At 56.9% G+C, this 11,460-nt stretch carries 12 protein-coding genes and 2 pseudogenes; 12 read left to right on the top strand and 2 right to left on the bottom strand.

Going from position 1 to position 11,460, the window contains the following annotated elements:
- Positions 1-154: 154 nt before the first annotated feature.
- From J7302_RS10665 to J7302_RS10630, 8 genes and pseudogenes are all read left to right on the top strand, one after another.
- A pseudogene (locus tag J7302_RS10665) lies at positions 155-319 on the top strand (IS5/IS1182 family transposase); the annotation flags it as partial.
- 325 nt (positions 320-644) lie between these two features.
- The gene (locus J7302_RS10660; RefSeq protein WP_215373660.1) at positions 645-1,337 is read left to right on the top strand and encodes a flavin reductase family protein; all 693 of its coding nucleotides are present in this window, start codon (positions 645-647) and stop codon (positions 1,335-1,337) included.
- Positions 1,334-1,570, top strand: a complete 237-nt coding sequence (locus tag J7302_RS10655) for an acyl carrier protein (RefSeq protein ID WP_215373658.1) — start codon at positions 1,334-1,336, stop codon at positions 1,568-1,570. The genes J7302_RS10660 and J7302_RS10655 overlap by 4 nt, the downstream gene beginning before the upstream one ends.
- 47 nt (positions 1,571-1,617) lie before the next feature.
- On the top strand, positions 1,618-2,874 hold the full coding sequence (locus J7302_RS26940) for a beta-ketoacyl-[acyl-carrier-protein] synthase family protein (protein WP_349814439.1): 1,257 nt from the start codon (positions 1,618-1,620) through the stop codon (positions 2,872-2,874).
- A gap of 1 nt (position 2,875) precedes the next feature.
- Positions 2,876-3,670: a MaoC/PaaZ C-terminal domain-containing protein gene (locus J7302_RS10645; RefSeq protein ID WP_215373655.1), complete on the top strand. Its 795-nt coding sequence runs from the start codon at positions 2,876-2,878 to the stop codon at positions 3,668-3,670.
- Positions 3,667-4,401, top strand: coding sequence for an SDR family NAD(P)-dependent oxidoreductase (locus J7302_RS10640; protein ID WP_215373653.1), 735 nt, complete (start codon positions 3,667-3,669; stop codon positions 4,399-4,401). Before J7302_RS10645 ends, J7302_RS10640 begins: the two co-directional genes overlap by 4 nt.
- A gap of 47 nt (positions 4,402-4,448) precedes the next feature.
- Positions 4,449-5,357, top strand: a complete 909-nt coding sequence (locus J7302_RS10635) for a ferritin-like domain-containing protein (RefSeq protein ID WP_215373651.1) — start codon at positions 4,449-4,451, stop codon at positions 5,355-5,357.
- Positions 5,358-5,423: 66 nt separating this feature from the next.
- Positions 5,424-6,344 carry a metal-dependent hydrolase gene (locus tag J7302_RS10630; RefSeq protein ID WP_215373648.1) on the top strand — a complete coding sequence of 307 codons (921 nt, stop codon included), beginning with the start codon at positions 5,424-5,426 and terminating at the stop codon, positions 6,342-6,344.
- Positions 6,345-6,350: 6 nt separating this feature from the next.
- Here the strand turns inward: J7302_RS10630 and J7302_RS10625 are convergent, their stop codons facing one another.
- Together J7302_RS10625 and J7302_RS10620 are read right to left on the bottom strand one after the other, a co-directional pair.
- Complete coding sequence (locus J7302_RS10625) at positions 6,351-7,133, bottom strand: autoinducer binding domain-containing protein (RefSeq protein WP_215373646.1); 783 nt, start codon at positions 7,131-7,133, stop codon at positions 6,351-6,353.
- A 244-nt stretch (positions 7,134-7,377) separates the two neighbouring features.
- Positions 7,378-7,605: pseudogene (locus J7302_RS10620) on the bottom strand (IS3 family transposase); the annotation flags it as partial.
- 389 nt (positions 7,606-7,994) lie between these two features.
- Between J7302_RS10620 and J7302_RS10615 the strand changes: the two are divergent.
- The 4 genes from J7302_RS10615 (at position 7,995) to J7302_RS10600 (ending at position 11,451) form a co-directional block, all read left to right on the top strand.
- Entirely contained in the window at positions 7,995-8,525 is a 531-nt protein-coding gene (locus J7302_RS10615) for a chalcone isomerase family protein (RefSeq protein WP_215373845.1), read from the top strand.
- Between the two features lie 11 nt (positions 8,526-8,536).
- A complete protein-coding gene (locus tag J7302_RS10610; RefSeq protein ID WP_215373843.1) occupies positions 8,537-9,076 on the top strand; it encodes a DUF3833 domain-containing protein in 540 nt (179 codons plus the stop codon).
- The gene (locus J7302_RS10605) at positions 9,073-9,783 is read left to right on the top strand and encodes an SDR family NAD(P)-dependent oxidoreductase (RefSeq protein WP_215373644.1); all 711 of its coding nucleotides are present in this window, start codon (positions 9,073-9,075) and stop codon (positions 9,781-9,783) included. Before J7302_RS10610 ends, J7302_RS10605 begins: the two co-directional genes overlap by 4 nt.
- Before the next feature lie 126 nt (positions 9,784-9,909).
- Positions 9,910-11,451, top strand: a complete 1,542-nt coding sequence (locus J7302_RS10600) for a cryptochrome/photolyase family protein (protein WP_215373642.1) — start codon at positions 9,910-9,912, stop codon at positions 11,449-11,451.
- Positions 11,452-11,460 lie beyond the last annotated feature (9 nt).

Here is an 11,460-nt window from a genome sequence, read left to right as displayed (position 1 = left end):
GTCGCTGACCTCTATATATCTAAACCCAGAAATGCACATCCGTACCCAAAGGATCGCTTCGTGTCTCTTACCCGAGGCAGGAGCAGATCCGCACGTACGGATCTGTGCGGGGGGGGGGGCGGCAGGTAACTGCCGTCCCTACCACGACCATACCAGCAGCTTCGTCGTGCTCCCCAAGTTTGGGGTCGTTGAACGAACTCACGGCTGGAACGAACGTGCGCGAAGGCTCATCATGCATCACGACCGTCTCACGCGCGTCTCGGAAGCTTGAGGTTAGCTTGCAGAGGCTCGGTTTCTCCTGCGCCGGCTGACAATCTGATTATTTTTTCTAAATTCTCTCAGTCGACGTGGACATTTGAGCCAGGCTGCGTTCCAGTTCGACCGTCCAAGGCCAAACAGTGACGTGCCAATTAAACAATTGATGAAGACCACCAGTTGTTGCACTAGTAGTTGTATTAGTCATCGCTCATCGAACACAGCCTAAAGGCTCGTAAGTTAATAAGGCGCCACGAATAACGGTGGTCCTAGGCAATGGAAATATAGCCATATTGCCCTGGCTATCATTTCAGATAGCTAGGAAGGCTAATTGTTGGCGACAACTGTATGGGTTGCAAATATGCGTCCTCAAATTTCGGAGGCGCTATATGAAATATGATCCACAGGAAAATAACTGCCCATTACCGTACACACCATTTCGAAGTTGCGTGGTGCCGCGACCAATTGCCTGGATCTCGTCCATCGACGACAAGGGTAACGAGAACTTGGCTCCCTTCAGTCAGTGCGGAATCATTACTTTCGACCCGCCCATGGTCATGTTTTCGGCTAACCACTATCCCACCGGTCAACGAAAGGACTCCGCGGTCAATGCGGAAAAAAACGGATGGTTTGTCTGGAATATGGCCACCGAAGCACTGAAAGATGCCGTCAACATCTCAGCAATGATCGTGCCTTCGGACCAGAGTGAGTTTGAGCTTGCTGGCCTGGCAAAGGTCAAGGCCGACCTCTCCGACGTTCCAATGGTGAAAGACAGTCCCTGTCAGTTGGAGTGTCGCTACGTTTCGACCACCGTAGTTCAGGGGAACGGTGAGCTGGGCACTGTGGACGTGATCATCGGAGAAGTGATCCGCGTGCACATCAACGATGACTACATAACTCCAGAAGGACGCGTGGATATCGACGGCATCCGACCGATCGCGCGCATGGGGTATATCGATTACACGGTTATCAACAACTCCTTCTCAATGGAGGTGCCTATGACCGAAGAAATACGCAAGATCATGAATGAAATCATGGCCGGAAGTGCCAATAAACCCGTGACTGCAGGGGAAGAGAAATGAGCATTGAAAACGTCGTAAATAATGTCATCGGCGAACTTACCGACTACGACGTCGACGGCATCACCGAGCAGACCCTGATCAGCGATATTCACCTGGTTAGCCTAGATTACGTTAGCATTCAGGTGGCCTTGAAGAAAGAACTCGGCATAAGTATCGATGTCAACAAGCTGCCCGCCGCGAACTTGAACACCATGGGCGACTTCTACCAGTTCTGCAACGAGGCCCGCACTTAGCTCTTTTATTCGTGCCCCATGGAACTGATGTTTGAAAGGAGTTCAATGTGCAAAAGAAGAAGCGAGTCGTCGTAACGGGCGTTGGCTCGATGTGTGCCCTGGGTCGTAACACCGATGAAATCTGGGGGGCAATCAAGGACTACCAACTTGGCTACGCGCTGCACCCGATGGTCGATCCATCGGTCACGGCGAAGTTCTACGGGAAGATCGAGTTCCCGATAACGCTCAAGAGCGTACCCAAACGTATCGCAAAGACCCTGCCGCGCTTTGCAAGGATTGGCATGGCCGCCACAGAGCAGGCGATTCAGATGGCATTCGGCGACAACCCGGTCGAAACGATGGACAAACACTATTCACCGTTCGACAGAGGGATTGTCTTCGGTACCGGGTGGGGAGGCGTCGACTCCACTATCGAAAACAACGACATGTATGTAGAGACAGGCCTAGCCTCACCGCTGAGCACAATCTTTTCGATGCACAGTGTTTGGACCGGTTCCGCCTCGATGACCTGGAGCATGCGGGGCTACCAGAACACCCTGGTGGCCGCCTGTGCTACAGGCAACATCGCCATTGGCGATGCCTGCGAGCTGATTCGCAATGGCCGCGCGAAGTGCATGCTGGCCGGTGGTGGCGAAAGCATCACCGGCGCATACAACGTCTGGTCAGTGGACATCCTGGGTGCCTTGAGCAAGGAACAGCAGGACCCCGTGAAGGCGTGCTGCCCTTTCAGCCTGGACCGTAGCGGATTCGTGCTCTCCGAAGGTAGCGCCGTACTGGTGCTCGAGGACTTGGACGAAGCCCTCAAGCGCGGAGCGATCATCTACGCCGAGATTAGCGGCTACGCCAACTACTCCGACGCCTACGATATCACTGCGCCCGCCGAAGACCTGCTGGGGCGCTCGATGTCGATGCAGGCAGCCATCCAGGATGCCGACCTCGATCCGGCGGATATCGATTACATCAATGCTCATGGCACGTCGACCCAGCTTAACGACCTGAATGAGACGAACACCATTAAGAACGTGTTCGGTGAACGAGCTCATAGCATTCCAATTTCCAGCACCAAGTCCTACACCGGCCACCTGATCGCCGGGGCCGGTGCGATCGAGACCGTCTTTTGCATCAAGACGCTTCTGACCAAGATGGCGCCTGCGACCATCAACCTGAACCGCGCCGACCCTGAGTATGACCTGGACTACATCCCCAACACCCACCGGTACTTGGACAACGTCAACCACGTCTTGAATATCAACTACGGCTTCGGCGGTGCGAACAGTTGCCTTGTCGTGAGCAGGTACCAGTGATATGCAGTGCCAATTCAATGAAATGGACCTGGAAAACTGGGCACAGTTTTCCGCAGATCGAAACCCGGTGCACTTCGACGCGGACTTCGCCATCGCAAACGGGCATTCGGGGCGAATCGTGCACGGCATGCTGGCGATGATGCCGCTGAAGAACCATCTGGCCAACGAAGCCACCGAAGGCGATCAGCCCAGTGAAATCAAGCTGCACCTCAAGCATGCCATCGGGCTTCATCAGCAGATCAGCTACACCACAGCGCCACCTCAGCGCCTGAAGGTCTCGGCCGATAGCAAGACGCTTTACAGTGGCAGCGCCAAGCCACGCATCGACCCCGACATCCTGACTGGTATCGCACCGGAACGGAAGCGCCCGATCCTTGAGCGCTTCAGTGCTCAAGCCCTGCATGAAAAGCATGCACTGCTGCAACGCACCATCGACAGCGAAGTCCATCCCGCAGTGTTCTGGGATGCAATCTTGTTCTCGATCTACATCGAAGACAACCGCAAGACCGCATTGGCCAGTGACGTCCAGCGCTTTCTGGCCAGCGAAGGTATTTCCGAGCACCAGCCTTATGTCGTCTACCAAATCTCGCACACGCTGTCGCTGATCCAGGCGCAGTGGCAGGCGCTGGATGGCCAAGACTTTGAGTCGATCCACTACAGCGTCAAGGGCAAGGACTTGGTCCGCGTGAACGACTCCATCTTCGGTTCGGTCGTCTTCATGCTCTACTGCCACGACCAGCCGCTGCTCGCAGTCGAAATGGGATTGATCGCCAATTTGCTGGAGCAACAGACATGAAGCGCAGATGGATTTTCATAACGGGTGGTTCGCGCGGCTTCGGCGCTGACATCGTACGTACTGCCAGCCTCGACTACGACGTGGTGTTCACCTACAAATCGAGCGTAGCTGAGTCCGCCCAACTGGTCGCGCAGATCAACAGCGAGCCCGGCAGGCATGTACAGGCAGTTCATTGCGATGTCTCGGACCATAGCCAGGTACGCGACGTCACCCAGGAACTGGTTACTCGCCTCGGCCCGCCCTACGCGGTCATCAACAATGCCGGCATCGCTGAAGACATGCTGTTTTCCAATGTGAACGAAGCGCAGCTCACGCGGATGTTCAGCAGTAACGTGTTCTCTGCCTTCAGCGTTTCGCAAGGTTTCCTTGCTGCCATGATGGGATCAGGCGATGGTTGCCTGATCACTATCAGCTCAGTTTCCGGGGTGAAGGGGAATGTCGGGCAGACCGTCTATTCGGCAACGAAGGCGGCGCTGATCGGCATGACGCGGTCGCTGGCGCTGGAGGTCTCGCGATTCAACCTACGGGTCAACAGCATTGCGCCCGGCTACATCGAAACCGATATGACCAGCCAGTTGAAAGACGCTCTGCCGGCGTTGCGCAAGCGGATTCCGCTCAAGCGACTGGGCACTACTGCCGAAGTCTCCTCGCTGGTGAACTACCTGTTGAGCGATGGCGCGGCCTACATCACAGGCCAGACGCTGGTCATCGATGGCGGCATGAGCTGCTGACTAGGCGTCATTACCCTTTCCACCCGCCTCATAGATGGAGTATCTGCATGTCTGGAATCAGTACCATCGTCAACTTCGGCTGCCTGTCAGACGAACAGCGCTGGGATGCCAAGCGCTATGACTGGGGTTGGCTCAAAGAGCTGGACGATCACGACAGGGACCTGGTCAAGCTCATCGATTGCCTCTCGGAGGGCGAATACTCGGGCCAGGCTTCCGCCACTCAGTTCCACGATCTCCTGCTGACCGAGATCCGCAATGGTTACCCCAAGGTGCTTGCCAACGACTGGGGCCAGATACTGGCTTACATCAACATCATCTCCTATGAGGAGATGCGCCATGGCATTGCCCTCTCCACGGCCTATCACTACGTGACGACCGGTGAGCTGGACTATGTGAACACCCTGTCGACTCGCGAATACACCGAAAAGTACGTCTGGTGTTACGAAGATCGCAAATACTGGAATCTCTACAGCTACACCTTTGCTCACCTATTCGGCGAGGTCGTCAACACCGAACTGTACCGGGATCTGCGAAGCCAGGTGCATCACCCCGCGCTGCAGGAGGTGATCACCAACATCATGAAGGACGAGGCCAGACATACCCAGGCCTGGGCCGCTGTGATCGAGGAACTGGTCAAGTCTGACCCGGCTCACCTGGAACGGTCCCTGGCGGTGATTGATACGGGCCTGACCTATCACAATGCCATGGTTCACGAGACCTACTTTGAAGGTCAGAACAAGCTCATGCAACTTTTCCTACCGGCTAAGCGCGGAGAAGGTGCGATTGACCGTATCGTTAGGAAGAAGACCCAGTTGATGGAGCAAATCTTCGGTGAACATAACCCCTACACAACGGAAGAAATTCGTACCCAGCACGTTTCATTCCTGGTGAAGGGGCTGGGTCAAACAAGGGCTATCTACTCCGCGGAAACGGAAGACAGGATCCTGTTTTTGTAAAGCAAATCACGTGAAGGCGGCTGCTCGCGCGGCCTGCCTTCTCGCCAGGACGTAACAGGGTGCATTATGAAAATACGAAGAATACCGTTCGACATCGGGCAGGCCATGGGCATTGGTGTGGACTTCGACTTCCGCTGGGCCTATGACGAGCAGACCTCATTAGTCGGAGTGGGTTATTCGTTCTACCTAGAATACATCGAATATTTCTGCAACTTCGTCAGCAAGTACGCGCGACCGTACATTGACGACCAAGCGCTGCTGAACCATGAGCAGGCCTTCCTCACCCAGGAGATGCATCATGCCAAGGCACACAAGCATTTAAATTCATTCCTGAGTGCGGCACCCGCCATCAAGGACGCCTTTCATCCACGTATTTATCCCTATCTGCAGTCTTTTCATGAGGCGCATTACAAGCCCATCATGCAGGGGATAGCGGAAGGGAAACCCAGTGCCCTCAAAGACGCACTATTCAAGATTGCCGTATTCGAAAGCAAGAACTGCGTATCCAGTTTCATCTTTTTCGAACAACTTTTTTTAGGTTCCAATTTCGAACGTACTTGCGCATCGTCGGGAAATATCGGAATTCTTTACCTACTGGCGTATCATTTCGCCGAAGAAATCGAACATTGTGATATTGCTGTCGACATGTGTCAGTACATCTTCCAGGAGCCGGTATGGAACGCTGCACGGGTGCAGTCGCAGATATTCGACCTTCACCATGCTGAACAAGAGTCGCTCACAGCTGCGCTCCACTGTGCACAGCAACTGGGGGTGAAGACCGACATTGATCGTCTTTCCAGTTCACCCTTCATGACCTTTACCAAGGCCCGGCAAATTGAGCTGATTAACGTAGACTTCGACCTCAATGCCGGCACTGTCCTGGAGCAACGTAAATTCTATGTACGTCACTGGGACGAAGTCTGGGAGCCGGCACTCCGCCAGCGGGTGCTCCAGCAGATCGAGGAAAGAACGGCCGCGATAGACTAGCCGGGGTCAGAATTCCAGCAACCCTGTTTGCAGGGCTTTGACGATTGCCATTCGCCGAGAACCGACATTGAACTTGTTCCTGATCTTGGCGAAATGATAATTAATGTTGGCCTCGGAGCAGCTCAGTATCCGCGCGATTTCCCAAGTCGTTTTGCCGAACGCGCTCCATTTGAGGACTTCCAACTCACGGTGTGTGAGTTCGACGGTATTATCGGACTCCTGCTCGCCGGCCAGCGACAGAAAAGTATCGACCGCATAGTCTCTGATCAGTGCCAGCCCTGGGAGAATACGCGCCAGATGATATTTCAATTGACGCTGAGGAACCGACTCCAGCCTTACGCTTAGCACCCCTACATGCCCTGTCGCGCAATGCAGTGGCAAGCTAACACCCTGCACGAGGCCATGCCCCTTTGACTCCTCTCGAAACCTGAGCTGCTGATGCGTCTTGAAGATACTGTCGTTCCAGACGATGGGAGTCGTCGAGGATAGACAATGCGAGACAACTGGGTCGATGCGAGAGTAATCGTTGGCGTCGTAGATCTCTCTCCAAGTCTGCGAATAATCGCTCAATAGCACTGCCTGTAAATTGTCGGTATTGCTATTTTGTTTCAACGCGAAAAGAAGGCCATCGCAACCCAAGGTGCATGTATTGGCCTTAAGTGCTTCAAACCAGCTCCGCCGACATGCAAGCCCAGACATAGTCAAGAGCTCATCCATTGAGATCATAAGAATTCCCTTTTTGTCACGCCGCCGCCAAGAGGAGAACAATATCGAGAGGGAGAAGTACATCTTCAACCCATCAATGAAGCGTTCAGACCACCAGCAGCGAGTCTTTGGTGAACCGCAGCTCCAGTAGAATCTTCCGTTGTCAAATTCTCTGATCGAGTATACAGCACACAATTGCATTGGGCTTCACTCAGCTTCGCTTGATCTGCCCGGCACTGTAGACGTAACTCCTCAAGGTGCTTGGGATTCTCTGCAAGCGCGTCAGCTGACTTACCAAACACCTAGAATCTGAATCGCCCCGGCTTTCCTAGACACTTTCCAAGCTCTGGAAATAGCGCTTTTCAAACTCCACTGGCGATAGCTGCATAGCGCTGCTGTGCCGGCGTTTGGGGTTATAAAACATCTCGATGTAATCGAACACATCACTGCGGGCTTCTTCGCGGGTGCCGTAGGTTCTCTTTCGGATGCGTTCTCGTTTCAGCAACTGGAAAAAGCTTTCTGCCACCGCGTTGTCGTGACAGTTACCGCGTCGACTTGTAGTGGTCTACTGATCCCGGACACCTCTCTATGGCGAGCATTCTCGCCCTAAATGGGTGTCCGGGATGGGTTGACCACTACACATCGAGGAATTCTGTGTGAAAGCTCGATAGCTGTTTCACCCTCCCAAGCAACGCCTCGTCAAGCTGGGCACTGCCTATGGCTCGGGTTGATCGAGGCATCGACGTCCTTGCCAGCTTGGCACAGCGTCATCCAACTATTCCCTGGTGATTGGCTGCTTCATCGGTTGGGAGCAGCCACAGCTGGACTGCGCAGTCTGGTCGCGCTATAAACTGTACAAGATATACAGTTGTACAACTATTTGTAGCGATTGTAAGGCCGGGCAGGCGGAGGAGCAAGGTGGCACTAGGCTGGGTGCTTGAGCACATGCTCCCCAAGGTGAGCGGTCTCGCCCTGGCGCTATTGTTGGGCACGACAGCGGCTCTGGCAGACTGGCGTGACGATTTGCCAGGAGCGCGTGCTGTTGGTACCGGCGAGCTGAAATGGTTCGGCTTTGCAATCTACGAGGCGAGGCTCTGGAGCCGGGAGGTGAGTCCAGCGCTGGACCAGCCCTTCGCCCTGGAGCTGACCTACCACCGCGAGTTCAAGCGTGACACCTTGGTCGAGGTCAGCCTGGAGGAAATACGCCGGCTCGGTGGCGAAGGGCTCGACCCGAAGCGCTTGGCGCAGTGGAAGTTTGAAATGCATGAAGCATTTGTCGATGTGGTTCCCGGCCAGAGCATTACTGGCTTGTACTTGCCAGGCCGGGGCTGCCGCTTTTATGTGGATGGACAGCTGAGGCGGGAGGTGGCGGACCCGGACTTCGCCCGCGCCTTCTTTGCAATCTGGTTGGACCCGCGCACTCGCAACCCCGAGCTGCGCCGCCGGCTGCTTGGTTTTGAGGTAGCCGCCGAATGAAGCGCTTGCTCATGAGGCCCATGCTGCTGTCCTTGGCCTGCCTGTGCCTAGGCGGCTGCGCCGGCGTCAGCGTCGAACGCTACGCCCGCGACCAGCCGTCCCTGGACTTGGTGCATTTTTTCGCTGTTCCGGTGGAAGCCTGGGGCATCTTCCAGGCGCGGTCGGGCGAGGTGGTCAAGCGCTTCCAGGCACAGATCACCAGCCGGCGGGACGGTGACCAGTTGATCCTCGATGAACGTTTCCTCTACAGCGACGGCGTCCGTCAGCGCAGGGTCTGGACCCTGACTCCGGAAGCTCCTGGACGTTGGCGTGGCCGTGCCGCCGATGTGATTGGTGAGGCTTACGGCGAAGTAGCAGGTAATGCGTTGCGATGGCGCTACCAAATGAATCTGCCTGTGGACGGTCGGCCCCTCGAGGTGACCTTTGACGACTGGATGTACCTCATGAACGAGGACACCCTCATCAACCGATCGAGCATGAGCAAACTCGGTGTAGAACTAGGCCAGGTGACCCTGTTCTTCCGCCGGCAGCCGGGCGGGCAGGGCGTATGAGAGAAACCCTGAGTCTTCAGTCGATGGACGATGGTTACCGTGCACTAGTGATTGGCGCGAGTGGCGCATTGGGTACCGCCTTCTGCGAACTGCTGCGAGAAGACCCACGCTGCATCGCAGTGCGAGAATTAGGGCGCGGGAGCTTGCCTCGGCTTGATCTGGAAGACCCGCCGACCATCGCCCAGGCCGCGGCCGAGCTTTCAGTCGAGGCGCCGTATCAGTTGATCCTGCATTCAGCCGGCTTGCTGCACCGTTCGGGCGTGCAGCCGGAAAAGTGCCTGGCCGCGATCGAAGCAGACGCCTTGCAGGCAGTGTTCCAGGTCAATGCTATTGGGCCGGCGCTACTCCTGCGCCACTTCCTGCCGTTGCTACATGCAAGGGGGGCGATGGCGCTGCTTTCGGCGAAGGTGGGGAGCATCGGCGACAATCGCCTGGGTGGCTGGTACGCCTACCGCGCTTCCAAGGCGGCGCTGAACATGCTGGTGAAGACCGCTGCCATCGAACTGGCTCGCCAACGACCTCAGGCGCGCCTGCTGAGCCTGCACCCCGGTACAGTGATTTCCAAACTGTCCGAGCCTTTCCGAGGTGCGGCGCTGGCGCGTCCGGCGCGGCAGGCAGCAGCAGATCTGCTGGACCTTATCGATTGCCTCGGGCCTGCTGAGAGCGGCGGTTTCTTTGCATACGACGGTGAGCGCCTGCCCTGGTAAGCGTGGAGGAAGTATGAATCTGAAAGCGCTGGCCAACCTGAACGCCTGGCCGAGGATTTACAAGCCCGAGATGGCGTCGCTGGTTGCCGGTTGCGATATGGCATGCCTGCAGCAGGCGGTTCCCCAATGACGATGCCCGCCTGCCGCCTTGGGCTGGTGCTCGGCGACCAGTTGTCGTTCGACCTGAGCTTGTTCGACGCCCTGGACGCCCGACAGGACGCATTGCTGATGGCTGAGGTGGATGCCGAAGCGCGTTACGTTGCTCACCACCCACAGAAGATCGCTCTGATATTCAGCGCCATGCGGCATTTCGCTGAGGTCATGCGCCAGCGCGGCTGGCGGGTGATCTACGTGCGCCTGGACGACGCAGACAATAGCGGCAGCCTGCCCGGTGAGTTGTGTCGTTGGATGGAGGCCTTGGGGGCTGAGGAGGCGCATATCACAGAGTGTGGTGAATGGCGCCTGGAGCAGGCGCTCAAGGGCTGCGGCCTGCCGCTGGTGTGGCACCCCGACCGCCGCTTTCTATGCTCTCGCGAGGCGTTCGCGCGCTGGGCCGGCGGCCGCGGCCACTTGCGGATGGAGCACTTCTACCGCGGGATGCGCAAACGCAGCGGACTCCTGCTGGAGCCCGACGGCAGCCCGCTGGGAGGCGCCTGGAATCTCGACGCGGAGAACCGGAAGGCACTGCCGCGTGGCCTGCGTGGCCCGTTTCCCAGGCGCTTCGAAGCCGATGCCATCACCCAAGAAGTGCTGGCGCTGGTGCGGGCAAGATTCAGTGACCACTACGGCAGCCTGGAGTCCTTCGACTACCCGGTGACCCACGCCGAAGCACAGGCTCTGTGGTTGCACTTTCTCGATTTCTCTCTGGCCGCCTTCGGCGATTACCAGGACGCCATGGCCACCGACGAGCCGTTTCTGTTCCATGCGAGAATCAGTGCGGCGCTGAACATTGGGCTGCTCGATGTGCGCCAACTGGGCGCGGATGTGGAAGAGGCGTACCGCCGAGGGCGGGTGCCGCTGAATGCTGCCGAGGGATTCATTCGCCAACTGATCGGCTGGCGCGAGTATGTGCGCGGTATCTACTGGCTGCGCATGCCGGAATACGCCGAACTCAACGCATTCGGTAATCACCGTCCGTTGCCGGAGTTCTACTGGACAGGCACCACCGACATGCGCTGCATGGCCCAGGTGATTGGCCAAACCCTCGAGTTGGGTTATGCCCACCACATCCAGCGGCTCATGGTTACCGGCAACTTCGCGCTGCTCGCCGGCATCGCCCCCAAGGCTGTCTGCGAGTGGTATCTAGCGGTCTACCTGGATGCCTTTGACTGGGTCGAGCTCCCGAATACCCTGGGTATGGCGATGCACGCGGACGGAGGATACCTTGGCTCCAAGCCCTATTGCGCCAGCGGTCGCTACATCCAACGAATGTCGGACTACTGCAAGGGATGCCGCTATCGGGTTGACGAGTCGACGGGGCCACGAGCTTGTCCGTTCAATGCGTTGTATTGGCACTTCCTCATGCGCCACCGCGATCGTTTGGGGTCAAACCCGCGCCTGGCCATGGTCTACCGCAATTTGCTGAACATGGATGAGCCGCGGCGCATGGCACTCTGGTTGCGTGGCGAGGAACTGCTGGCGCAGCTGGACGCCGGGGAGGCCCTGTGAAGAAGGCTT

Origin of the sequence: Metapseudomonas boanensis (assembly GCF_018704125.1) — a bacterium.
Classification (GTDB): Bacteria; Pseudomonadota; Gammaproteobacteria; order Pseudomonadales; family Pseudomonadaceae; genus Metapseudomonas; species Metapseudomonas boanensis.
This window is presented reverse-complemented; position numbering and strand designations above follow the sequence as displayed.